Source organism: Legionella sp. W10-070, from assembly GCF_900640175.1.
Lineage (GTDB): Bacteria > Pseudomonadota > Gammaproteobacteria > Legionellales > Legionellaceae > Tatlockia.
Map to the genome: position 1 here is coordinate 19,054 of NZ_CAAAJC010000007.1, position 23,389 is coordinate 42,442.

The window sequence follows — 23,389 nt, forward strand, 5'->3', positions numbered from 1 at the left end:
CCCTTTTATAAGATTTTCCCAGCGTACCCTTCACGCTATTAATTAATTTATTACATCGTACAGGAAGCAAAGATATGGAATTTAACGTTTCTATTATTACAACCCCCTCTCATCTAAAGGACATTCAGAGCCTTCTCAATCAGGGAATTCAGTTATACAAAACCCATCATGAACTGGGCGGACATTTGAGTGAAATTCCCAGCGCGAGTTATAACCAACAGCTAAAGACGGCAAAACGCCTATTTGAAGAACATGATAATAATGCATCCATTCGACGGATGACGGAAATCAGCATAAGAGATACCATGCGCAGCAATTTCCTGGAACTCAACGAGAAATTGAGAGATCATCAAACCTGGCGTTCAATGAGTGCTAATGCACCAGTTAATCAACAGCCAACTATTGATCGTTTATGGCGAGAATGGCAACGTCATGCTGCGCATTCCCACTTTACAGCAGGCGCATTATTCCACAATGAGGCACTTTTGCAGGAACTGCTTGCCCTGATACAATTAGCAAAAGATGAATTTAATAAAAAGAAATACAAAAATAAGGAGGAGTTCAGTAACTATCAGCAATACCTTGCCAAGTTTGAACAACAAATTCAAGACGAACGGCAACAAATTGCCGAAGCGCTTTACTACCGAATCAAGGTCGCTTTTACAAACAACAGCCTGATTCACTACAATCCTGTTTGTGCCCTGTTAAACAAGTTGCAAGCCCATCGCATCCAGGCTTATCAGAACCTGAAAGCCAATGAATTTATTAGTTCCCCTGCAGAGACGCTCCCTCTGGCAAAAGCCGTTAATTACATTATGACCTACGGTACAGATGAATTAAGAGCCGCGCTACTGCCCTACTTTTCTCTTGAACCAAATAATCCTGATTTTTCCTTAAAAAGTCATCAGCAAGGCAACCATTTTTTCTTGGTTCCACTAGAACTGTCTCAATATCTACCTAAAACATCCAAATGGTTTATGTGGCTTTTCCCAGGATACCACCTGCGTTACCATTTTTTTCATGATAAGACAGAATTATTATTCAAACTTGCGGTATTAAACAGCAGCAAAGCCCCCATTCAAGGCATTGTTGATATGCAAAACCCATTCTGGCTAAACCTTGAAACACTGCAAAATGCCCTGGAGGAAGAGCACCAGAGCACTAATAAAAAAAACCGTAACTGGTTTGGCTTCCTGTTTGAAACAACAAATGACTTGCTTAACGGTTGGAAAAACCTCATTCAGCGCCAACAAAAAATGCTAATCAGACATCAGATCAGTTATCTTGAGCAAATGGTTAAAGCGCCTCTGCCTCTTGAATATGCTTTTCAAAACAATAGCGAACATTTCATTGAGAGAAAACAAGCGATGCTTCTCTCATTGGAAAAGCTGGAAGCAAGATTTAACGCTCAGGATTTTACTTCGGAAGAGAGAACAAGTTTCCAAACTACTAAACAAAACATCATTAAAAAATGGAATCTTGGGGAATTTAAGGAATCCACTGCATCAATCGATGCCGCACTTTTCCATCTCTCTCAATCCACTAGCCCTCTTCCAATGGACAAATTTAATTCACTTGAAACGGAGTTGATGTTAAAAAACGATAAGGAGCTGGATCGGTTAATAGCAGACAAAGCCCTCATGGATATCATCTCCAGAATGCAGGAAGCCCTGGAAGAGCTACCCTCGCTAATACAACCCCCAAAAGCGATTGGAGACGAGTTGCTTTATCTATATCAAACAGCACGCCTCTTATCTTTTTTGTATAAAACAGACTTTAAATTATCCCCAGCGGTTCAAGCCTTACGAGTCAAACTCAACGAGTTCCTTCTAGAGTACCAGAAACTGGTTAAAGGACAGACTCAAGATCATCTGCTTCAGCGAAAAGAAGACTTCCTCCTCCTGGAAGAAACTATCCACACTCTGATTTCAATTCATCCTGATTGGAAAGAGGAACAGAAATGCCTCTTTCAAGCAAGTGGATTTCGACAGGATATCATGCAGGGCTACACACCTGTAGATGTGGAAAAAGTCTTAATGGAAACAAAAAAAGAACGCCTTGAACAAACTAAACAAATAGAGGATATGGACAAAATAGTGCATGCCGCCCTTAGGTCAGTAGAGGAAGGAGCCAAAATTTTAGAAAACAGAAAGAATACCCATATAAAGCGAAAAAAAGAATTGGCAATCATACGGTCTGAACTAGAAAATTTAGGTATCTTCAGTAGAAAGGGACAGCCCAACCAATCCAGAAAAACCTCAGTTGCCTTGCCTGCAGCTACTAATATTCACACCCGCAATGAACACCCCGGGGATAAGCAAGTCATGGTTAATTGATTAACAAAATTTATAAAGGAGTATTACTATGAAAATCAAATTGCAAGAATTTAAACTCGCTCTGCTCAAAGCTTTGGCTACAAACCTGGAGCTTCTTCGACGAAATGAGGAAGAAAACTTTGTCTTTACGGGATACTCAAGCAATAGAAAACGCGTCAGCTACAAAGTCGATTACAGAGCAGGAACTTGTACCGCTGCCAAATCGATTAATGAGTTAAACCAATGGAGCGATCAATTTAATATTATTAAATCAGAAAAGTACACTGAAGGGGAGCAGCAGCATATTCGCTGCTTGTTGCGCACCATAAAATCCAATAATGATGGTTATGATTTGTGGAGTTTAATCAACAGCCAGGTAAAAACAATGCCTGGATGGTGGAATATATTCTCCAATCTTCGTAATCTTCGTTTTTTAACCCCAGCACTTGAATCGATTCTGGAACAATACAGGCCGGAAGAATTAAAAAAAGAAAACGATGAATGGACAAAAAAACTGCTTGAAGAACTCAAGAATCAGATTCAAAAGCTTCTGTCTACCATCGAGGAACTCAAACAGCACTGTAAGCAACTGGAGCTTAAAAATTCACTACAAAGCGAATCCCTGCCACTCGTTCAACAACAGACAGAAGAAATTCTGGCTGCTAAAAACAAGATTTTGCTTGAATTAGAGCAAGTCCGCTCTGCAAATAAAGTACTTCTAGAGCAGAATTCTTCTTTTAAAGATAGGATTAGTAAAGTTTCTCAAGCAAATAATAAGCTAATCCGAACCAACACGGACTTAGAGAGGGAAAATGAAGAGTTAAGGCAGCAACTTATGGAAGCTATTGAAAAAATTAAAGAAACAAGCCAACAAGTAACCAGCGCAATCAGCGCTGTTAATAGTAAAGAGAGAACTCCTAACTCCCCATCCAAATTAACAGCCTATTCAGAAGATTTTTCTCTAAATGAGTTTAACGAGCAGTATAAAAGGTTGTGCCGGAAACCAGGCTCTGTAAGAAATCAATCGATTTGGAATCGCTCAAACAATGATAGCAACCCAGGATCGGACAGAGGAAACACTAAGAGTCAAAGCCCAAGCAGTAAACCTCAATAACCGCACTCAGGCATCTGCCAAATAGATGCCTTTCTATTGGAATAGTAAACAATAACACTGCTCCGTCCAATTGTATCAAACACTTATAATGACTCTATTTAGCCCTTTGCAGCCTCCTTTCTCTTAGTTCTTCAATTATCACATAAAATACAGGTACTACTAACAAACTGAGAATAGTAGCTAAAAACATTCCCCCCATAACAGTTGTGCCAATTGAATGGCGGCTGGCAGCGCCGGCGCCTGTTGCTATTGCCAAAGGCAATACACCCAAAATAAAGGCAAAAGCTGTCATTAAGATTGGCCGCAGGCGCAAACTGGCAGCCTCCCTGGCTGCATCGATAATCGATGCACCCTGATCGCGCTTTTCCTTAGCGAATTCAACAATGAGGATAGCATTTTTTGCAGCAAGGCCAATTAATAAAATTAACCCAATCTGTGCATAAACATCAAGCGCCAAAGACCTTAGCATTAAAGCAACACCCGCACCTAATAGAGCAAGGGGTACGACAAGGAGAATCATAAAAGGCATAGACCAGCTTTCATAAAGAGCAGCGAGAAACAGGAATACAAAAACCAGACAAAGCATAAAAATGAGAGAAGCAATATTACCAGCCTTTAGTTGTTGATAAGTAATATTCGTCCATTCATAACCAATCCCTTTCGGTAACACCTCTTTTGCAACCTCCTCAATTGCAGTTAACGCCTGTCCGGAACTATAGCCAGGTGCAGGCCCTCCATTTACACTGGCAGCAGTATAAAGATTATAGTGGGGTATATTATAAGGACCGGTAACAGTTCTTACCTTCAATAAGCTGCTTAACGGCACCATGTTACCGGTATCGCTTTTAACGTAAAGCCTGGTAATGTCAGAAACATCTTCTCGCGCCCTGCCTTCTGCTTGAACCATAACCCGATAGGTCTGATTATATTTGGTAAAGTTATTGACGTAATAGGATCCCAGATAGGTTTGTAACGTGGCGAATAAATTACTGATGGAAACATTCAGTGCCTTGGCTTTGGTTCTATCAATATCCAAATGAAGCTGCGGTACATCCAGGTTCAAATCGGAAAACAAACCTTGCAGCTCAGGACGCTTGTTACCTTCCTCCACCAACTTATTTACCGCGGCAGCCAAAACATCGATTCCGAGGTTATCTATATCCTCAACTTCAAGCTGAAATCCTCCTACCGAGCCCAAGCCTGGTATTGAAGGAGCATTCATTACACCAATAACCGCTTCATCGATTTGTGCAAACTGTTTCTGCGTCTTCTTCATAATGCCATTGACAGATAGTTCTGGGGTTTCCCTTTGTGACCAAGGGTCAAGAACAACAAACAAGACTGCCGTATCAGGCTGATTAATTGAATCAATTATATTGTAGCCATTAATACTGATAATATTGGCAACCCCTTTTGTTTCCTTGAGGATATTAACGATCCTGGTAACCGTTTCTTCCGTTCGATAAAGTGAGGAGGCATTTGGCTCTTTGACCATTACAATAAAATATCCCTGGTCTTCATCCGGTATAAAACCAGTCGGTAAATGTCTGAATACAAAAAAAGTAGCGATGGCTAATAATACAAAAACCGACATCACCAGAGTCTTGTGCTTTAGACAATATTCCACCCCATTTTTATAATGATGTAATAATTTTTCATAGGCAGATTCAAACCAACGAAACAGGAAAAATTGACTTTCTGTTTTCTTTTTCAAGAGAATGCCACAAAGAGCCGGACTGAGCGTCAGGGAATTAATCCCTGAGAGCGCCACCGAAAAAGCAATCGCTAAAGCAAACTGATTATATAGCTGCCCCGTCATTCCCGGAATAAAAGCTACAGGTACAAAAACAGCCAACAAAATTAAGGTGGTGGCAATAATAGGCCCCTGTACCTCTTTGGTAGCCAGTAGTACTGCTTCTTTCACATTACTAATATTGTGTTCCAGTTTTTTCTCAACATTCTCTACCACGACGATAGCATCATCCACCACAAGACCAATAGCCAAAACCAGGCCAAGGAGGCTTAGTGTATTGATAGAAAAACCAAATACACTGAACAAAGCAAACGTCCCAATCAGAGAGACTGGTATAGCGATACCAGGAATCAAGGTTGTACGCCAGTTTTGTAAGAAAACAAATACAACGATGAATACTAAAGCCATCGCTTGCAATAAGGTAATCACTACTTCCTGAAGTGATGCTTTAACAAAATCCGTTGTATCGTAAGCAATGGTATAACTCACTCCAGCTGGAAAATTTTTTTCCAATTTCTTCATTGCTTCTCGAACACTATCAGCAATCTGCATCGCATTTGAGCCAGGCAACTGGTAGATACCTAAACTTGCTGTAGGTCCACCGTTAAACTGCGAGGTAGTAATATAGGTTTCAGCGCCCATTTCTACCCGGCCTAAATCTCTAACACGTACAATCTGCCCATTATCTCTAGTCTTTACAATAATATCGGCAAACTGTTCAGGCTCAGTTAACTGTCCTAAAGTTGAAATCTGGTATTGAAAAGCAATATCACGCGACACGGGTGGCTGACCTATAACGCCAACGGCTGCCTGCTGATTTTGATCTTTGACCGCTTGAATGACTTCTTGCGGTGCAATGCCCATACTGGCCATCTTGTCAGGATCTAGCCAGATACGGATAGAATACTGTAGCAAACCAAAATTGTTCACATTGCCAACACCAGGAATCCGGCTAAGGGTTGGTGTGATATGAATATCGGCATAATTACTTAAAAAAGCCTCATCCAGATCCTTATTTTTTGAAAGCAAGTTAACCACTAAAACCATGTCGCTTGATACTTTTTGAATATTAACCCCGCCTTGCAATACATCAGGAGGCAATAAAGGGTTTGCGGTATTTGTTTTCGTCAATACATCTACAGCGGCAATATCAATGTTATACCCTACATCAAAAGTAATAGTAATCACGGAGTTACCATTGTTAGTGCTTGCAGATGACATATAAATCATTCCTTCCACACCATTAATATTGCGCTCCAGAGGGGTAGTAACCGTTTTAGCAACTACATCGGCTCCTGCACCAATATATTGGGTACTGACCTGAACCTGGGGAGGGACGATAGATGGGTATTGCGCTACAGGCAAAATGATGATGCAAATACCGCCAATTAGCACCATTAAAATAGCGATTACCATGGCGAAAATGGGACGATTAATGAAAAATTTAACCATTGTGATCCCTATTGTCCAACCAGATTAACATTGACTTCTTCACCTGGTTTAACTTTTTGCATTCCGCTGGTCATGATCACTTCACCAACCTGCAACCCTGACTCAACTATATTTTGTTCCTTATACTGTCCTCCTGTAGTAATTGAACGTGCCTCAATCTTATTATCTTGATTAACGACATAAACTGCTTTTTTCCCCTGTATTTCAAGAACAGCGGTAGCGGGGATTAAAATAGCTTTACCTTTATCTGACAATAGAACCTTTACATTCATATAAATGCCTGGCAAAAGAAGCTTTTCAGGATTATCAATGATTGCCCGAGTAAGGACTGTTGAGGTAGGAACATCAGCCTGATTATTAATTAAATCAATTTTCCCATGAAAGATTAGCGATTTATTTTGTGGCAACCTTGCTTCAACCTTAAAGGGCATATTAGCTCTATAATTTAAAAATTCTCCAAAATCATTAACACTAGGGCTAAATTGAATATAAATAGGATCAAGCTTAACAACATTAGCTAATAAAGTATTCTCTGTACCCCCAACCAGGTTGCCTACATCCACGTATTTCTCGCCAATAATGCCATCGACTGGAGAATACATATAACAAAAGCCCAGATTGATTTCAGCCTCATCCACTTTGGCTTTATTCACTTCAACATCAGCCTCCGCTTCACGATATCGGGCATGCACTTCATCATAACGCGATTGGGACACATCTCCTTTTACAATCAGCTCTTTCATTCGCTCATACTGAACCTTCTGAAAATCCTGATTAGCAATACTCCTGTCCAGTTGTCCCTTTGCAAGCTCTAACTTGGCCTCGAATGGCCTGGGATCAATAACAAATAGCAGTTGCCCTTCCTTGACAGGTTTGCCTTCAATAAAATTCATTTTTGTTAAAAAACCCTTTACCCGAGCCCTGATTCCTATACTGGCAATTGACTGCGTAATTCCAATATATTCTTTATAAACCGGGATCTCTGAGGAAGTAACTTTAATTGCAGGAACTGTCGGTTTAGGAGCAGGCTTTACATTCCTGTTATCCTGACAACCCGTCAGGATAACAATAGAAACAAAGAAGAGAAAAGTAATGCTATTTTTACTTTTAGTCAGTATGTCCATCCATCATCCTTAATGCAAATTTCCCTCTTAACCAGCTGCGATTAAAACTGTGGTTTTCTTTGAACGTTGTCGCCTGGATATAAGCTATGGAAACTTTATTCCAATGCATTCACTAAAGCATCTTTTTCCAATTGTGGATTAAACTCTGGCACCAGACTCTTTAATAGAATATACAGTTCACCGTTATTATGCATAGTACAGGCCAAATTTAATAATCGAACCGTCTGTGTTAGCTCAGTCCATTCCAATTGACGAAATTTTGCTTTAAATAATTTCTCATGCTCTGTGGGGACTAATTCCTCTGAAGGATGAAAAAGCTCTTCAAACAATTTTTCACCAGGTCTCAAGCCCGTATACTCTATCGCGATATCCTTACCAGGCTCCTTTCCAGCTAATCGAATCATTTGTTCTGCCAAATAACTGATTTTAATCGGCTCCCCCATATCCAGCACAAATATCTCTCCACCAATCCCATTTACCATCGCCTGTAAAATTAACTGGCAAGCTTCCGGTATGGTCATAAAGTACCGCTGAATATCAGGATGAGTAACAGTAAGCGGACCACCTGTCTTCAGTTGTCTTTGAAATAACGGAACTACACTTCCCGCCGATCCAAGTACGTTACCAAAGCGTACCGTAATAAATTGAGTATCTACGCGCTCATTAAGGTTTTGACAATAAATTTCCGCAACTCTTTTTGAGGTACCCATAATATTTGTAGGATTAACAGCCTTATCCGTTGAAATTAAGATAAATTTTTCAACCCCTACAGATACGCTTGCCTCGGCAACCACTTGCGTTCCTATTACATTATTTTGAACAGCAACACGAACCTGATTCTCCAATAAAGGAACATGCTTATATGCTGCGGCATGGAATACCACTTGCGGTTTAAACTGATGGAATAAAAAATCAATGGCTGTGATATCAGTCACCGAAACTAATCCAACCTCAAGCGCTATATCTGGAAAATTTTTCCTCAGCTCAAGCTCGACCTTATATAGGTTAAATTCGCAGTTATCAATAACTAATAATTTTTCTGGTTGCAGAGGCATGATTTGACGACAGAGCTCTGAACCAATGGAGCCTCCCCCACCAGTCACAATCACGCTTTTATTTCTGATGTTAAAAGCAATTTTATCCCATTGTAGTTCAACCTGATCGCGTCCCAGCAAATCTTCGATATTCACTTCTCTCAGTGAGTTCACTTCGACACGGCCAGCTACCAGAGCAGACAGGCTTGGTAAGGTACGGAAAGGGATCTTGCAATTTTCGCAATAGCTTACAATACGGCGCATGGATGCAGAACGAGCCGAGGGAATAGCAATAAATATAAGATTAATATGATGCTGTTCGACCAGCTCTGCCAAATCACGCGTGGTGCCCAGAACACGGACACCATGAACCTCCAATCCGCGCTTTCCTGGGCTATCATCAATGAAACCAATTGGCAGGTAAGCGTCCATACGCTTGAGATCTCGAACCAGTCCCTCACCGGCACGGCCTGCTCCAATAATTAAAACACGTTTAATATCATCAGCATTACCCTTATCCTTTCTATCCCAATAGGAGCGCATCAATAATCGTCCGCTACAAAGGAAAGTGATTAAAATCATACAATAAAGGGGCAATACAGAGCGGGGAATATGATTTAACAAAGACATAAAATATAATGCAGGCACAGAGAATACTGTTGCCCAGACAGTAGCATTAATAATTTTGCCAACATCATTTAAGGATGAAAAGCGCCATAAACCTCGATAGACTTTAAAATAATAGTAACTGGCCACCTGAATTGTTGCCAGGATTAATAATGATGCTAATGAATAAATACTAGTAAGACGATTGGGAAAGGGTTGCATGTTATAGCGCAGCCAGAAAGCAAAATACCATGCGAAAGGGATAGCCAGTATATCGAATGCGATCACCGGCATTTTTTTATATAGTTTTCGCACAAAAATACTGATACTCTGCATAACCTAGATTCCTTTAAACAAGCGCAGACTCAATTCGCTATTGATAAAATAACCCCTATGTTACTACAGCTTCAATTCGATAGGGTATAAATTTCATAACGATAGGATGATCCTTGATTTCTTGTTTTATATATTGACTTAAATTCATACATGTTTGTTGTGCTTAACTTCTCTTTCAAGCACAAATCAGCAGGGGCATAAATTAATCTACCCGGCTCCTTTAATGAAGTTAAGATGATAACTTCCGGCTTTATCAACAAAATATCCCCGCATAATCGTCGATACATCTCCTTAGGAGGAAACTTGGTCATTTCTTTATTATTCAGGCAATAAGAATCGATAAAATTCAATGAGCTAAGATAAGGGATCATCCCACTATCCCCTAACAAGACCCGGCTTCCCTGGCTCACATTTTTATTTAGCCAATTGACTACCTCCTGCCGAAGTTGTAATCCAGCCTGTGGATTGATTGCAAAATAACGATAATCTGCCAACGACAGCTTAGGAATAAACAGCAAAGCAATAAAAAATACAGTTATCAGAAGACTGGCATAATAAAAACCATCATCTTTAACCAACCAATATTTTAGTAAACAACAGACACCTTTAAGTGCCAAAGGCAGAAGCAGAATAAAAACCGGTAAAAATAAGCGGTTTGCAAAAGCAACCACCGGATCAGCACCAATTAATAAAATCAAATAAACCAGGCTTGGCAGCCAAAAGAAATAATGCAGCCTGTCTTTGGCTCTAAAAATAGCTGGCAAGGCCAATAACATAAAAAGCCAAGCCAGATATAAATAATTCAAATCAAGCTCAAGTAAAAAACCAGCAAATCCTTTACAGTAAACAGGATTAGGAAATAGCCGTTCATAATAAGTCCATCGCCAGAGAAAATAAGGCAAGAAAAACACCGCTGTCGTGAAACAGCCAAGCAATATCCCCTGAAAATACCTTTTTCGTGCTGTTTGCGGGCTGTCAAATACAGCCAGACTAAAAAAGAGTAACATTAATGCCGGCGCTTCCGGCCTGGTCATGCCCGCCAGGGCAAATAAAAGCCCGGACAGAGCAAAAAAAGACCATTTTGCTTCTCCCCTGCCCCGAGGAAATAAACCATATCCCATGCCTCGAAGCAGGCAGAACAGAGAAAAACAAATTAAGGCTTGATAAATTGTCGTTTCCAAACCGCTAACAGACCAAAGAATCTGTCCGCTATAAAGGAGCATCCACAAGCAAGGAATAAATGCGATGCAAATTGCAAACCATAAGCGAGAAAGACAATAGAGACCAAATGCTGTTAATACAAGCCCCAATACACCAAAAGATTTAAGCATAATAACCGGGTCAAGATGCAGGCGAATAGCCAGTGCTGCGAGAATGACAAAACTAAAATTAGAGTAGCCTTCAACTGGTTCTTCACCAATGTTCCATAAAAGCCCTTCTCCAGCAGCCCAGTGTTTGGCATAGCGTAAGGAGATGAACATATCATCAATAGTAAAAGGCCAGATAGCAGATACCTGAAAGATCAATAGATAACAAAAACAAACCAGCAATAAAGTAATGAAAACCCGCTTCTTTCCTGTCATTTAATTAACGCAAAAGCTGTCAGAATTAAGAAACATAATAAGTTAAATCGGGATAAATTATCCCAAAGGAAAAGGGCAATAGGATCATCGTTGTCAACATCCTGTGTTGTTAACCAGGCGAAACGCCATAGGCCAATAGCTGCAAAAGGAAGCGTTAACAGGAAATAAAAGGATTCATCGCGGGCATAAACCGTATAAAAAAGGTAAGTGATAAAACAACCAATAGCTGCAACTGTTATGAGAGAATCCAATAAACGAAACGAGTACTTTTTAAGCACAGCCCTGGTGGCATATTTTAAACCCAACTGCTTTTCCAATCGTCGTTTGCATAAGGCAATAAACAGACTAATTAATGTGGCTGTTAAGGTTAACCACCATGAAATAGACAGCCCTATACCGATGGTTCCAGCTAAAACACGCAGCATAAAGCCACTTGCAATACATGCCACATCCAATATCGGTACATTTTTCAACAAATGGTTATAGGCCAGGTTTATCAGTAAATAAACTCCAAGAAGTGCTGCCAGGTTATTTGAAATTAACCATCCCAGTACCAACCCGCCAATTAACAATAATCCCAGCATGCCGACAGCAAAATCCAGGGAAACCTCCTCTGAGGCTAATGGTCGATGGCGTTTTTTTGGATGTAGTCTATCCTCTTCCCTATCTTGCAAATCATTATAGATATACACCGCACTGGCAATAAGACAAAAAGCGAAAGCAGCAAGCAAGGCAGCCGGGAGAAATTGCAGTGAACCAGCATAAAAAACGCCAAGCAAAACAAACGCAGCTTTGCTCCAATGAGAAAACCTCAGCAACTTTAAAAATTGTTTTATTGACGTCATCGCTCTACATCCCACTAGATATCTCTTTACTATACCATCAGTTATTCAATAGGTTAATTAGAATCAAGTACATAGACACATTTAAATTTTACCTGGAAAGAAAGGCAACTTAGCGAATTTTAGGTCAACCAAGCTTGCATTTAATCAACGAACACGTAATATAAAAAGTCAGGATTACTTTAACAAGGATGTGGTGGCCTATGCCCTTCGTGCTATCGAATGAATTTATAGCCAGACTTCGTGCTCTACGGCTTAATTATGAAAAACAATCAGGAATTAACTTTGATACAGCATCACAACCCTATGCCATTCGCTGTTTTTTTGGCGCAAAGGATGTTGATTCCCGCAACAAACAAATTACCTTTATAGAGCAGTGGCTTAACGCATTGCACCAGGAATTAGCCTCAGAGGACTTTTTTTCATCCGAAACAACGCAAGCTTACGTCACAGCCCTGCGGCTGCTTATGGTTGTTTGTTTTTACACAAAGTTCCAAATTGCAGCCACTTACAAAGTTCGCTCAGGCAACTCTGCGATTTTAGAGCAACTTATTCATGAAGCCATGGGCGTTAATGGGGTAAATCTTGTTGATGAGGAAACGCATGCCTGTTGCCTACGGACAGCAAAGCGTTATCTAACAGCAGAAGGGCGTTTTGAAGCCATCAACGCGAACCTTACTCCTCCATTTAAAGAACAATGGTGGCATGATTTTCTAAATTACATTGATACACAATGTAACCTGTTGGATAAAAAATATGTGAATGACTATCCGATTACTAAAATAATGATGCCTTTATTTGCAAAGCCAATGGAGTTCGCAGGGTATACAACAGGTTTTCTGTTGGGTGACATGATCGGTAAATCTACCAAGTTATTTTCAACCAGATATGTGCTGACTGCTGCCATCGGTAGCGGTCTTTTGTTAGTCATGGGTCCTACAGCCAGCATTGGTATTACGGTACTTGCTCCGACCTGTGCTGGACGTATTTTAGATACTTTTTGTGGGGTTTCCCTTGCCTGGCTATTTGGCGCTGCCGGTAATATCGTCGGGCAAGGACTTGGGTTTGGAGTCGGCATGCCAATTGATATGTCATGGAAGTTAATTTATAAAACCGCGACCCTCCTAGCCAGCCTTTACTCCAACCATCGTTATCCTCATAAGCTAAATGGTCTCTCTCTCATTGATGGGCATCGAATCATTGACAGTGTAGAATTTGAACTTATGGACATGGAAACACTAAACGACAAACTATCTTTAGGCTACAGCGCATGCAAAATAAAATTTAAGGTGAGCGAAAAAGAGCTGACCGTCATAGCTAATAACCAACAAGAAACATTCTCCTGGGATAAAAACGAACAGCCTTACATGGAAGAATTAAAAAATTTATTTGCAACTCAAGAATTAGAAAAAACCAGGATGAAAGCTCTCCAGGCGGAAGAACAGTCTTTTTCTGGAACATTAAGCCGGGCCCCCAATTAATTTTTTGGGTGCTTTAAGCTATATAATATACTTGTCACCAGTGTAGCGATCACTATAGACAGGGTAATTAAGACAGGAATTTTAAACCAGTACGCGACCAGCATTTTTATACCAACAAAAATCAAAATAATAGCAATGCCATATTTAAGCAAATGGAAACGATCTGCCATATTAGCCAGTAAAAAATACATCGCTCGCAAACCAAGAATAGCAAAAATATTGGAAGTGAAAATTATAAAAGGCTCATTGGTAATGGCAAAGATTGCCGGGATACTGTCAAGAGCAAAGATTAAATCACTTATTTCTATTAAAACTAAAACCAGAAATAATGGGGTAATATAGAGCTTATCCTTTAGTCTGACAAAAAATTGTTCTTTATGAAAAGTTTTAGTGATCCTCAGATGGTTCTGCATCCAGATTAGAATGGGATTTCGACTTAAATTTATTTCCTTTTTCACAGATAAGAACATTTTCATACCGGTAATAATAAGGAATACTCCAAAAACGTATAATATTCCATGAAATTTAGCTACCAGCCAGATGCCTAATAATATAAGCAGCAAACGCATCACAATAGCACCCAGAACACCAAATAACAAAACACGCCTTTGATACTCAAGCGGTACAGAAAAATATTCAAAAATCATAATAAAAACGAACATATTGTCCATTGAAAGCGATTTTTCAATTAAATATCCCGTGAAAAACTCTAATGCTCTTTGATGAGCTATTGAAGCAGTTGAGGTCTGTAACAAATACAACCATAAAGCCAGATTAAAGACCAAGGCCAGAACAATCCAGACAATGGCCCAACTGAGTGCTTCTTTGGTAGAAACGCGATGTGCTTTCCTCCCGCCGAATAAAAATAAATCGATAGAAAGCATCAGGCTTATGCAAAGTAAAAAACCGATCCACATCCACCAGTTAACCATTGAACCCATAGGATGCTTCCTCAGTTCTAAACAGGATTGGCACTATCAATAAAATGATGTTCCAGTTGAAAATGGAGCGCCAAATGGTCGCCTAACGCCCGAACCCCGTAACGTTCTGTTGCATGATGTCCACAAGCAAAATAGTGAATACCTAACTCCCTTGCCTGATAATAGGTGCGCTCCGAAATTTCACCACTTACATAAGCATCAGCTCCAAGCCTATAGGCTTCTTCTATGAAATCCTGAGCAGCGCCGCTGCACCAGGCAAGCTTGTGAATGGGTTTATTCGAGCCTTGGATATGCAAAGGTCTTCTGCCCAATTTTTCCTCTAACTCCATTTGAAATTTTTTTGCAGTTTTGCCCTGTTCAAACTCGCCTGTCCATAACAGATCAGCTGTTTTACCTGCTCGATGCATCCTGATAGAATTTAAATTAAAGAGCCGTGCAAGACAAGCGTTATTACCCAGCTCGGGATGGCAATCAAGGGGCAAATGATAAGCAAAAAGCGTCATATCCTGTGCTATTAACCGGGCAATTCGCTGCTTTTTTATGCCCGTTATGATTGCTTCTTCTCCCCGCCAGAAGTAGCCATGATGAACTAAAAGTGCCTCTGCCTGTAAGGCAATTGCCTGCTCTATCGCATCAATCGATGCAGTGACTGCAGTACAGAGACGAGTGATTGTTTTTCCCCCCTCAATCTGGATTCCATTGGGGGCATAATCATTAAAATTGGCACATCCTAACAACTCATCGAGGTAAGATGCCAAATCTTCCCGGGAAATCACCGTGCCGAAGCCCTTCTGATATCAGCACCAAGCATTGATAATTTCTCTTCAATCCGCTCATAGCCCCGATCCACATGATAAACACGCTCTACTACAGTTTCCCCCTCAGCCGCTAAACCTGCAAGAATAAGGCTGGCAGAGGCACGTAGATCAGTTGCCATAACTGGAGCACCCGTTAATTTTTCAATGCCAGTTATCATCGCTGTATTGCCGTTTAGTTGAATCTTCGCTCCCATGCGTTGCAGCTCCTGAACGTGCATAAAACGATTTTCAAAAATGTTTTCAATCACTGAAGAAGAGCCTTCCGCAATGGCATTCAATGCCATGAATTGTGCTTGCATATCCGTAGGAAATGCCGGGTAAGGAGCGGTATAAATATTGACAGCCTGAGGACGTAATCCATGCATATTCAAGCTTACCCAATCTTCCCCTATAGCCAGTTCAGCCCCTGCTTCTTCAAACTTACAAAGCATGGAAAGGAGATTATCAGGTTTAACTCGACGAACCGTTACTTTTCCACGTGTAATCGCACCAGCAGTCAGGTAGGTACCAGCCTCAATCCGATCAGGCATAACAGCGTAATTTCCGCCAGATAATCGCTCAACCCCCTCTACTTCAATAGTACCCGTGCCTGCTCCGGTAATTTTTGCACCCATCTGAATCAAAAAATTTGCCAAATCCACTATTTCAGGTTCCCTGGCTGCATTTTTAATCAGCGTTTTCCCTTCAGCAAGAACAGCCGCCATTAATATATTTTCCGTCCCGGTTACGGTTACGGTGTCAAAGACCAATGACTTACCTTGCAAGCGCTTCTTGGCCCGGGCTTTAATATAGCCATTTTTTACGGTTATATCAGCACCCATCGCTTTAAGTGCCTTCAGGTGCAGATCAACAGGCCGCGTTCCTATCGCGCAACCACCTGGGAGGGACACATCAGCCCGCCTAAAACGGGCCAGCAAGGGACCTAGCACTAAAATAGACGCACGCATGGTTTTGACCAGCTCATAAGGTGCGATAAAGTCATTCACATGAGAAGCATCAATCTGCACGTTCATTTTCTCCTCCACAGTCAGCTGTGCACCTAACTGCCCCAGGAGCTCCATCATGGTAGTAATATCTTTCAAATGCGGAACATTGGCAATTGTTACATTATCAGTAGCTAACAGTGTGGCAGCCATAATAGGCAATGCTGAATTTTTTGCCCCTGAGATAATTACCTCTCCTTGCAAGGGTTTACCACCATTGATAATTAACTTATCCATGATTTTTCTCCCACTCTTCCTTAGTAAAGGTCTTCATGCTTACTGCATGAAGGCTACCGGTTGTAATATAGTCCTTAAGTCTCGCATAAACCCATTGCTGCCTTGCAACCTTTGTTCTACCTGCAAATACATCTGAAACAATAGTTAACTGATAATGGTAACCATCCCCCTCTACTTGCACAAAACTGACATCACCTGCTTCAGCAAGACGTTGCTCTAATTCTTCATTACTAATCATATACTTCTCAATATGGATTTATCCAATTATCATTGGGTGCGATTTTCCCTTGAAAGTTGTAGCCTGGATGGAGCACCAGCGAAATCCAGGCTACCATTAATTAACACCAGCCGCTGTTTTAATCGCACCAATCATTATTCCTGCTCAGTTAAGCCTATTATTGCATCTACTCCACAAAATTCGGCCAATGCATGAACGACCTTGGGCACCCCTGTAATTTTGCAGCTTTTGCTTTTCATTGCACTGAGCCTCCTTGCTTCAATTAGCAAAGCCAGACCCGCACTATCACAGTGAGTTACCTCACTTAAATCAAGCCGTATGTCACTCTTTTTTACCCTTCGAAAATAATTTAACAATCGCTCGCAGTCAGATTGGACTGTAGTAAATGTCATCTGCTTTGAGGGCTTGAATGATTTTAATGTTGTCTGCATCTATGCCGCCCTTTTGTTAGCCGATTGCTGACGCAGCTTTTTTATAATCTCCTGCATGCTTGAATTTCTTAGTGCCTCAGCAAACTGCGAACGGAAACTTTGCAGAAGGCTTACTCCTTCTACACTCAAATCATAAATTTTCCAGCTGCCATTTTTAGACACCAGACTATAGGTTAGCGGAATATTTTGACCATTCGAGCGCATGATCACACTATTAACTCGCAGGAATTTCCCTTCAAGAGAACCTCTTATCGGTAAAAATTTAATTTTTTCATCTGTATACTCAGCCAAGGGGCTTGCATAAGTGCGAATTACCAATTGGGTAAATGCACTTGAGAAATGTTGTTTTTCAGCCGCAGATGCTTTATTCCAGGCTTGACGGCCTAATACTGAACGGGACATTCCACTTACATCAACCTTAGGCAATAAATAACGTTCTACTGCTTGATGGATAATTTGAGGATTATTCTTCAAGTCTGCTTTATTTTGCTTCAGAGTAGAAATGATTTGGTTTGCTGTACCTTCAAGCATAGGCAAAGGCGACTCCTGCGCCCACAAATGTTGGTTCAGTAACAACACTACCGCCACAACTAATGATTGTATCCCTTTCATAATCCACCTATTTTTTATTGATGTTGAATAAAAGTTGACCTATTAGATTTTCAAGGATGACAGCTTCCTGTGTTTTGGCAATCATATCGCCTTCACGCAAGTAAGGGTGGTCTCCCGACTCATCATCAAATCCCGGCACGATACTGATATAATTAGAACCTATAAGTCCTTCCGTCAATATTCTGGCTGATGTATCTTCATAAGGTATCGGCTTATCGCTTCTCAACAACATCGTAACCTTGGCATTCAATTCATTGGGCTGTAATTCAATGTGAGTAACCTCACCTATTTTTACTCCAGCCACAGTTACCGGCGCTCTCACTTTAAGGCCACCAATATCACTAAATTCTGCGCTGACATGATAACCTTTACTGGCTACCAGGCCGGTAATACCACTCACCTTTATTATCAAAACAAACAAGGCAAGGAAACCTAGCAACATGAAAATTCCTACGCTTATATCGATATAGCGTTGCCTATTATGCATTTTACCAACCTCCAATCATCATCGCTGTCAAGAGAAAATCAAAGCCAAGCACCGCCAGCGACGAATAAACTACAGTCCGCGTTGTTGCCTGACTGATACCTTCGGCAGTAGCAATACAATTAAATCCTTGAAACACAGCTATCCATACTACAACAAAAGCAAATACAACACTTTTAATAATACCGCTTAGAATATCTACACGGAAATTAACTGCTGCCTGCATGTTAGACCAAAAACTGCCGGCATCCACACCAAGCCAGTCAACACCAACAAAATAGCCACCAAAAATGGCAACGGCTGTAAAAATCAATGCTAATAACGGTAAAGAAATCAAGCCGGCAATAAAGCGGGGATAGATAATGCGTCCTAATGGATCAACGCCCATCATATCCATACTGGCCAACTGTTCAGTAGCCTTCATCAATCCTATTTCAGCAGTTAATGCAGAACCCGCTCTTCCGGCAAATAACAAAGCGCTAATCACAGGACCGAGCTCTCTTGCAATACTTAAGGCCAACAGCTGGCCAAGTTGGCTACTTGCGCCAAATTTTTGCAGGGTATTGTAGCCCTGCAAACCGATCACCATACCGACAAAAAGGGCGGAAACAACGATGATAAGACAAGACAATACACCGACAAAATAAAGCTGTTTTCGCAATGCAGGCCAAAGTCTCAGTAAATCAGGGTTTCTGAAAAAAACGCTTAACAGGAACACCCCTGAACTACCCATTGTTTGTAAGTTCATTATCCCGCGTTGTCCGAAACGGGCAAATATATCAAGCATCTAGCAGCTCCTCTGTATAGGGACGAGCAGGGTAATGAAAAGGAACAACACCATCAGCCTCACCATGCATAAATTGTTTAATCTGGGGTTCAGTTGAACTTTTTAATTCAAGAGGCGTGCCATGTCCAATTATTCGCCCCCCGGCAATGAGATAGATATAATCTGCAATTGAACAGGTTTCTTCTACATCATGGGATACAATAACCGTGGTTGTTTGCAGCAGTTCGTTCAACCGCTTGATTAAACGTACCAACACGCCCATGGAAATCGGATCCTGTCCTGTAAACGGCTCATCATACATCATCAGCTCAGGATCCAGTGCAATTGTTCTAGCCAATGCAACACGCCTTGCCATCCCCCCGGAAAGCTCATCGGGCATTAAATGGGCAGCCCCTCGAAGCCCTACTGCTTCCAGTTTCATTAACACAATATCGCGCAGCATAGTATCATTTAAATTCGTATGCTCACGCAGAGGGAAGGCGACATTATCAAAAACAGATAAATGAGTAAACAATGCGCTACTTTGAAACAACAAACCCATCTTGCGCCGTGCCAGATACAATTCTTTGCGTGAAAGCTGATGGATATTAACCCCATCAATAAAGATATTGCCTGCTTGTGGATGCAATTGGGCACCAATCAAGCGCAAAAGCGTTGTCTTACCGCTGCCGCTTGGCCCCATAATTGCCGTAATTTTTCCACGCTTCATTACCATGTTGACATTATCAAAAATACAACGCTCACCTCTCGTAAAGGTAAGATCCGTAATTTGGACGAGATTATCCTGCATTGATTTTTCCGGATAACAGTTATAAACCTTCGATTATACTTGATAAGAGTAATTTTGCGAAAGAGACTTGCTACCCTATAAAGAATGCAATTCCTATGTTAAACTTTGCTCATTTATTCAGATGATATTAAGCGATATGAATTTCTGCAAATTAGGTCTTGCAGTCATTGAAACAGAAGCGCAAGCCATATTTGACTTAACGCAACGTATTGATGAACGTTTTGACAGCGCTTGTGAACTGTTACTGGCTTGCACGGGACGAGTGGTTGTTACCGGAATGGGAAAGTCAGGCCATATCGGGAGCAAGATAGCCGCAACGCTTTCCAGCACTGGCACACCTTCTTTTTTCATGCATCCCGGGGAAGCGAGTCACGGCGATCTCGGCATGATTACACGACACGACACCGTACTTGCGATTTCTAATTCAGGGCTTACCAATGAGATTGTTACCCTTCTTCCCCTATTAAAAAGGCTTGAGGTTCCCTTAATTACCTTAACTGGTAATAGTGAATCCACCCTTGCAAAAGCAGCTGATGTCAATCTGGATATCAGTATTCGTCAGGAAGCCTGCCCATTGGGTCTTGCACCAACAACCAGCACCACTGTCTCCCTGGTAATGGGTGATGCCTTGGCTATAGCCCTGTTACAGGCAAGAGGATTTAGTGCCGAAGATTTTGCCTTGGCTCATCCAGGCGGCGCTCTTGGCAAGCGCCTTTTACTGCGTATTGATGAATTATGGCATGAGGGTGAACAATTACCTATCGTCAGTGACAGATCAACTATTGGCGAGGCATTAATTGAAGTAACGGCCAAAAAACTGGGCATGACTTGTGTAGTTGACTCACAAGGACACTTGGCTGGCGTCTATACTGACGGGGACATCAGAAGAACATTAACACAAAACTTCGATATCCATACAACGCCTTTGACTGCTGTTATAAGCAACCATTGTAAAACAGTTAAAAAAGGGCTTTTGGCAGCTGAAGCATTAACCATAATGCAAAAACACAGCATTACTTCCCTGGTTGTGGTGGATGATACTTATCGGCCCATAGCAGTTGTCCATCTGCATGATCTGCTTCGAGCCGGTGTTTTTTAAGGGGAACAGAATGAACGAACTTATTGAAAAAGCAAGAAAAATCAAATGCCTGGTCTGCGATGTAGATGGTGTATTAACTGATGGCCTTCTTTACCTTGATAATTATGGCAATGAATTAAAAGCGTTTCATGTTCAAGACGGCATGGGACTAAAGTTGCTAATGGCTGCAGGAGTCCATGTTGCAGTGATCACTACATCAATGAATCAGGTCATTGAACATCGGATGAAGCAATTGGGGATTCAGCATTATTTTACCGGACAGGTAGATAAACGGAATGCTTTTGCCCAACTTAAGGATCATTTGAATTTAAATGATGAAGAATTTGCCTATATTGGTGATGATTTACCTGACTTACCTATTATTCAGCAAGTAGGATTAGGGGTTGCAGTAGCCAATGCGGTACATCAAATCAAGGAATTTGCTGTATGGCAAACAGAAAAGCAAGGAGGCAAAGGTGCTGTTCGTGAAGTATGCGAGTTAATTTTAAGTGCTCAAGGCAAGCAGGATATTGCCCTTTCGCGGTATTTAACATCATGAACGCAGCCAAACAGGCTTTTTGGTTATTTTGTACACTTATCGCCTTAGCTTGCTCGGGCTGGTATTTTGCCAGTTCATCCCCCAAAATAAAACTTGATGACAAAACCCTCTCCCAATCACCAGACACCATTGTCAGCAACCTGACTGTACGTCGCTTTGATGAAACAGGGAAACTTGTTAATTACATGCAAACACCGGAAATGCAACATATTCCGGCGGATAATGTCCATCTTCTTAAAACACCCCGTATTACCATAGTGCAACCAGGACAATCTCCCTGGAAAATCAGCTCAAACCATGCAAAGGCAATCCACGGAGGAAATAAAATTATTTTTATTGAGAATGTCATCATTCATCAAAACAAAGGAGAGCGTTCTCAGGAAAGCACCCTGAAAACAGAAAGACTGACCTATTTCCCCAAGAGAAAACTGGCTCTAACCAAATTGGCAGTCAGTTTTGAACAGCCCGGCAGTATAGTCCACTCTACAGGAATGAGGGCTTATCTTGATGATAAAAGAGTGCAGCTATTAAGCAGAACACATGCTATCTATAAACCCAATCATGCTTAGGTCAATTCTCTTTACGATTAGTTTAATTTTGATCATATCGACCCGCGCTAGCTTTGCCATGCCTGATGATCGGGAAAAAATAGCTGAATTATCTGCCGATTCTGCCGATTTAAATCAGGAGAAACATCGAGGTGAGTACCTGGGGAATGTCAAATTTGATCAGGGAACTACCCATCTACGAGCAGCAAAAGCCATCACTGAGGGAAACAAACAGAATAAATTGATTCTCGCCATTGCAATAGGTAACGAAGCTCAACAAGCACATTATTGGACACAAACAGCGGAAGATAAGCCATTATTACATGCTTACGCGGATTTGATACGTTATCATCCTGAAAAACATCTAGTGGAATTAATTGGCAATGCACGGATAGCCCAGGGAAATAATTCTTTTTCCGCCCCTAAAATTCTTTATGATACAGTGAAGCAACATGTTATTTCTAAAGGAAGTGGTAAAAACCGGACTACTATTATTATCCATCCTGAGAAAAAAGTATGAGTGAATTATCAGCACAGCATCTAAAAAAATCGTTTAAAGCACGTACCGTTGTAAATGATGTCAGCATCCGTATCCGCAGTGGAGAATGCGTAGGTTTACTTGGCCCCAATGGGGCAGGCAAAACAACCTGCTTTTACATGATTGTCGGTTTGCAATCCTGTGATGAAGGACAAATTATTCTGGATAATAAGGATATTACCAAAGCACCCATGCATCAACGCGCCAGGCTGGGTATAGGCTATCTGCCTCAGGAAGCGTCTGTGTTTCGTAAAATGTCAGTTGCTGATAATATCTTATCCATCTTGCAGTTACGCAATGATCTGGATGACGATGGCCGTCAGCAAAAACTTCAACAACTAATGCAAGAGTTTCATATTACTCATATAGAAAAAAACTTAGGTATGAGTCTTTCCGGAGGAGAACGCCGCCGTGTTGAGATAGCCCGGGCACTGGCCATTGAGCCTGCCTTTATTCTTCTGGATGAGCCTTTTGCTGGCGTAGATCCTATCTCAGTTCTTGATATTAAAAAAATTATTACCCATCTATGCGATAAAGGTATTGGCGTCTTAATCACGGACCATAATGTTCGGGAAACGCTCGATATCTGTGAGCGGGCTTATATTGTCAGCCAGGGACAAATTCTCTGTGAAGGTTCACCCGAGGCAATTCTTGCCAATCAACAAGTGCGCGCTGTTTATTTGGGAGAAGAATTTTACTTATAGT

The 23,389-nt window shown here is 41.2% G+C and carries 22 protein-coding genes; 8 read left to right on the forward strand and 14 right to left on the reverse strand.

Going from position 1 to position 23,389, the window contains the following annotated elements:
- The first annotated feature begins 74 nt into the window (after nucleotides 1-74).
- Both E1O65_RS04180 and E1O65_RS04185 read left to right on the forward strand, forming a co-directional pair.
- Nucleotides 75-2,336 carry a hypothetical protein gene (locus E1O65_RS04180; protein ID WP_133132338.1) on the forward strand — a complete coding sequence of 754 codons (2,262 nt, stop codon included), beginning with the start codon at nucleotides 75-77 and terminating at the stop codon, nucleotides 2,334-2,336.
- Nucleotides 2,337-2,364: 28 nt separating this feature from the next.
- Nucleotides 2,365-3,429, forward strand: a complete 1,065-nt coding sequence (locus tag E1O65_RS04185) for a hypothetical protein (protein ID WP_133132339.1) — start codon at nucleotides 2,365-2,367, stop codon at nucleotides 3,427-3,429.
- Nucleotides 3,430-3,523: 94 nt separating this feature from the next.
- On the opposite strand, the gene E1O65_RS04190 is transcribed toward E1O65_RS04185, so the two are convergent.
- The 5 genes from E1O65_RS04190 to E1O65_RS04210 all read right to left on the reverse strand — a co-directional run bounded on the left by E1O65_RS04190 (nucleotide 3,524) and on the right by E1O65_RS04210 (nucleotide 12,162).
- Nucleotides 3,524-6,634 (reverse strand): multidrug efflux RND transporter permease subunit, encoded by a 3,111-nt coding sequence (locus E1O65_RS04190; protein ID WP_133132340.1) that lies wholly within the window; start codon nucleotides 6,632-6,634, stop codon nucleotides 3,524-3,526.
- A gap of 8 nt (nucleotides 6,635-6,642) precedes the next feature.
- Nucleotides 6,643-7,758: an efflux RND transporter periplasmic adaptor subunit gene (locus E1O65_RS04195; protein ID WP_133132341.1), complete on the reverse strand. Its 1,116-nt coding sequence runs from the start codon at nucleotides 7,756-7,758 to the stop codon at nucleotides 6,643-6,645.
- A gap of 95 nt (nucleotides 7,759-7,853) precedes the next feature.
- Nucleotides 7,854-9,734, reverse strand: coding sequence for a nucleoside-diphosphate sugar epimerase/dehydratase (locus E1O65_RS04200; RefSeq protein ID WP_133132342.1), 1,881 nt, complete (start codon nucleotides 9,732-9,734; stop codon nucleotides 7,854-7,856).
- A 71-nt stretch (nucleotides 9,735-9,805) separates the two neighbouring features.
- Nucleotides 9,806-11,317, reverse strand: coding sequence for a protein LphB (locus tag E1O65_RS04205; RefSeq protein ID WP_133132343.1), 1,512 nt, complete (start codon nucleotides 11,315-11,317; stop codon nucleotides 9,806-9,808).
- Entirely contained in the window at nucleotides 11,314-12,162 is an 849-nt protein-coding gene (locus tag E1O65_RS04210) for a decaprenyl-phosphate phosphoribosyltransferase (RefSeq protein ID WP_133132344.1), read from the reverse strand. Before E1O65_RS04210 ends, E1O65_RS04205 begins: the two co-directional genes overlap by 4 nt.
- A 200-nt stretch (nucleotides 12,163-12,362) precedes the next feature.
- On the opposite strand from E1O65_RS04210, the gene E1O65_RS04215 reads away from it, so the two are divergent.
- Entirely contained in the window at nucleotides 12,363-13,640 is a 1,278-nt protein-coding gene (locus E1O65_RS04215; protein WP_133132345.1) for a hypothetical protein, read from the forward strand.
- On the opposite strand, the gene E1O65_RS04220 is transcribed toward E1O65_RS04215, so the two are convergent.
- From E1O65_RS04220 to E1O65_RS04260, 9 genes are all read right to left on the reverse strand, one after another.
- Entirely contained in the window at nucleotides 13,637-14,581 is a 945-nt protein-coding gene (locus tag E1O65_RS04220) for a TerC family protein (RefSeq protein ID WP_133132346.1), read from the reverse strand. The two genes, E1O65_RS04215 and E1O65_RS04220, sit on opposite strands and share 4 nt — an antisense overlap.
- Before the next feature lie 17 nt (nucleotides 14,582-14,598).
- On the reverse strand, nucleotides 14,599-15,357 hold the full coding sequence (locus tag E1O65_RS04225) for a Nif3-like dinuclear metal center hexameric protein (protein ID WP_133132347.1): 759 nt from the start codon (nucleotides 15,355-15,357) through the stop codon (nucleotides 14,599-14,601).
- Entirely contained in the window at nucleotides 15,354-16,619 is a 1,266-nt protein-coding gene (gene murA / locus E1O65_RS04230; protein ID WP_133132348.1) for a UDP-N-acetylglucosamine 1-carboxyvinyltransferase, read from the reverse strand. The genes E1O65_RS04225 and murA overlap by 4 nt, the downstream gene beginning before the upstream one ends.
- Nucleotides 16,612-16,857, reverse strand: a complete 246-nt coding sequence (locus tag E1O65_RS04235) for a BolA/IbaG family iron-sulfur metabolism protein (RefSeq protein ID WP_133132349.1) — start codon at nucleotides 16,855-16,857, stop codon at nucleotides 16,612-16,614. The genes murA and E1O65_RS04235 overlap by 8 nt, the downstream gene beginning before the upstream one ends.
- 134 nt (nucleotides 16,858-16,991) lie before the next feature.
- Nucleotides 16,992-17,288 (reverse strand): STAS domain-containing protein, encoded by a 297-nt coding sequence (locus E1O65_RS04240; protein ID WP_133132350.1) that lies wholly within the window; start codon nucleotides 17,286-17,288, stop codon nucleotides 16,992-16,994.
- Nucleotides 17,289-17,900, reverse strand: coding sequence for an ABC transporter substrate-binding protein (locus tag E1O65_RS04245; protein ID WP_133132351.1), 612 nt, complete (start codon nucleotides 17,898-17,900; stop codon nucleotides 17,289-17,291).
- A gap of 7 nt (nucleotides 17,901-17,907) precedes the next feature.
- Entirely contained in the window at nucleotides 17,908-18,387 is a 480-nt protein-coding gene (gene mlaD, locus E1O65_RS04250; protein ID WP_133132352.1) for an outer membrane lipid asymmetry maintenance protein MlaD, read from the reverse strand.
- A 1-nt stretch (nucleotide 18,388) separates the two neighbouring features.
- Nucleotides 18,389-19,171 carry a lipid asymmetry maintenance ABC transporter permease subunit MlaE gene (gene mlaE / locus E1O65_RS04255; protein ID WP_133132353.1) on the reverse strand — a complete coding sequence of 261 codons (783 nt, stop codon included), beginning with the start codon at nucleotides 19,169-19,171 and terminating at the stop codon, nucleotides 18,389-18,391.
- Entirely contained in the window at nucleotides 19,164-19,961 is a 798-nt protein-coding gene (locus E1O65_RS04260; RefSeq protein WP_133132354.1) for an ATP-binding cassette domain-containing protein, read from the reverse strand. Before E1O65_RS04260 ends, mlaE begins: the two co-directional genes overlap by 8 nt.
- 136 nt (nucleotides 19,962-20,097) lie before the next feature.
- Here E1O65_RS04260 and E1O65_RS04265 point away from each other — a divergent pair, with 136 nt between their 5' ends.
- Genes E1O65_RS04265 through lptB form a run of 5 tightly spaced genes read left to right on the forward strand, consistent with a single transcriptional unit; the run spans nucleotide 20,098 to nucleotide 23,388 of the window.
- The gene (locus E1O65_RS04265) at nucleotides 20,098-21,060 is read left to right on the forward strand and encodes a KpsF/GutQ family sugar-phosphate isomerase (protein ID WP_133132355.1); all 963 of its coding nucleotides are present in this window, start codon (nucleotides 20,098-20,100) and stop codon (nucleotides 21,058-21,060) included.
- A gap of 10 nt (nucleotides 21,061-21,070) precedes the next feature.
- The gene (locus E1O65_RS04270) at nucleotides 21,071-21,598 is read left to right on the forward strand and encodes an HAD-IIIA family hydrolase (protein WP_133132356.1); all 528 of its coding nucleotides are present in this window, start codon (nucleotides 21,071-21,073) and stop codon (nucleotides 21,596-21,598) included.
- Entirely contained in the window at nucleotides 21,595-22,167 is a 573-nt protein-coding gene (gene lptC, locus E1O65_RS04275) for an LPS export ABC transporter periplasmic protein LptC (protein WP_133132357.1), read from the forward strand. The genes E1O65_RS04270 and lptC overlap by 4 nt, the downstream gene beginning before the upstream one ends.
- Nucleotides 22,168-22,225: 58 nt before the next feature.
- Nucleotides 22,226-22,666, forward strand: a complete 441-nt coding sequence (lptA, locus tag E1O65_RS04280; RefSeq protein WP_242601535.1) for a lipopolysaccharide transport periplasmic protein LptA — start codon at nucleotides 22,226-22,228, stop codon at nucleotides 22,664-22,666.
- The gene (gene lptB, locus E1O65_RS04285) at nucleotides 22,663-23,388 is read left to right on the forward strand and encodes an LPS export ABC transporter ATP-binding protein (RefSeq protein WP_133132358.1); all 726 of its coding nucleotides are present in this window, start codon (nucleotides 22,663-22,665) and stop codon (nucleotides 23,386-23,388) included. Before lptA ends, lptB begins: the two co-directional genes overlap by 4 nt.
- The last annotated feature ends 1 nt before the right edge of the window (nucleotide 23,389 follow it).

Bases quoted from the DNA above. Each gene is read 5' to 3' on its own strand.
- E1O65_RS04180 (WP_133132338.1), top strand. From the start codon at position 75: ATGGAATTTAACGTTTCTATTATTACAACCCCCTCTCATCTAAAGGAC.
- E1O65_RS04185 (WP_133132339.1), top strand. From the start codon at position 2,365: ATGAAAATCAAATTGCAAGAATTTAAACTCGCTCTGCTCAAAGCTTTG.
- E1O65_RS04190 (WP_133132340.1), bottom strand. From the start codon at position 6,634: ATGGTTAAATTTTTCATTAATCGTCCCATTTTCGCCATGGTAATCGCT.
- E1O65_RS04195 (WP_133132341.1), bottom strand. From the start codon at position 7,758: ATGGACATACTGACTAAAAGTAAAAATAGCATTACTTTTCTCTTCTTT.
- E1O65_RS04200 (WP_133132342.1), bottom strand. From the start codon at position 9,734: ATGCAGAGTATCAGTATTTTTGTGCGAAAACTATATAAAAAAATGCCG.
- E1O65_RS04205 (WP_133132343.1), bottom strand. From the start codon at position 11,317: ATGACAGGAAAGAAGCGGGTTTTCATTACTTTATTGCTGGTTTGTTTT.
- E1O65_RS04210 (WP_133132344.1), bottom strand. From the start codon at position 12,162: ATGACGTCAATAAAACAATTTTTAAAGTTGCTGAGGTTTTCTCATTGG.
- E1O65_RS04215 (WP_133132345.1), top strand. From the start codon at position 12,363: ATGCCCTTCGTGCTATCGAATGAATTTATAGCCAGACTTCGTGCTCTA.
- E1O65_RS04220 (WP_133132346.1), bottom strand. From the start codon at position 14,581: ATGGGTTCAATGGTTAACTGGTGGATGTGGATCGGTTTTTTACTTTGC.
- murA (WP_133132348.1), bottom strand. From the start codon at position 16,619: ATGGATAAGTTAATTATCAATGGTGGTAAACCCTTGCAAGGAGAGGTA.
- E1O65_RS04235 (WP_133132349.1), bottom strand. From the start codon at position 16,857: ATGATTAGTAATGAAGAATTAGAGCAACGTCTTGCTGAAGCAGGTGAT.
- E1O65_RS04240 (WP_133132350.1), bottom strand. From the start codon at position 17,288: ATGCAGACAACATTAAAATCATTCAAGCCCTCAAAGCAGATGACATTT.
- E1O65_RS04245 (WP_133132351.1), bottom strand. From the start codon at position 17,900: ATGAAAGGGATACAATCATTAGTTGTGGCGGTAGTGTTGTTACTGAAC.
- mlaD (WP_133132352.1), bottom strand. From the start codon at position 18,387: ATGCATAATAGGCAACGCTATATCGATATAAGCGTAGGAATTTTCATG.
- mlaE (WP_133132353.1), bottom strand. From the start codon at position 19,171: ATGCTTGATATATTTGCCCGTTTCGGACAACGCGGGATAATGAACTTA.
- E1O65_RS04260 (WP_133132354.1), bottom strand. From the start codon at position 19,961: ATGCAGGATAATCTCGTCCAAATTACGGATCTTACCTTTACGAGAGGT.
- E1O65_RS04265 (WP_133132355.1), top strand. From the start codon at position 20,098: ATGAATTTCTGCAAATTAGGTCTTGCAGTCATTGAAACAGAAGCGCAA.
- E1O65_RS04270 (WP_133132356.1), top strand. From the start codon at position 21,071: ATGAACGAACTTATTGAAAAAGCAAGAAAAATCAAATGCCTGGTCTGC.
- lptC (WP_133132357.1), top strand. From the start codon at position 21,595: ATGAACGCAGCCAAACAGGCTTTTTGGTTATTTTGTACACTTATCGCC.
- lptA (WP_242601535.1), top strand. From the start codon at position 22,226: ATGCCTGATGATCGGGAAAAAATAGCTGAATTATCTGCCGATTCTGCC.
- lptB (WP_133132358.1), top strand. From the start codon at position 22,663: ATGAGTGAATTATCAGCACAGCATCTAAAAAAATCGTTTAAAGCACGT.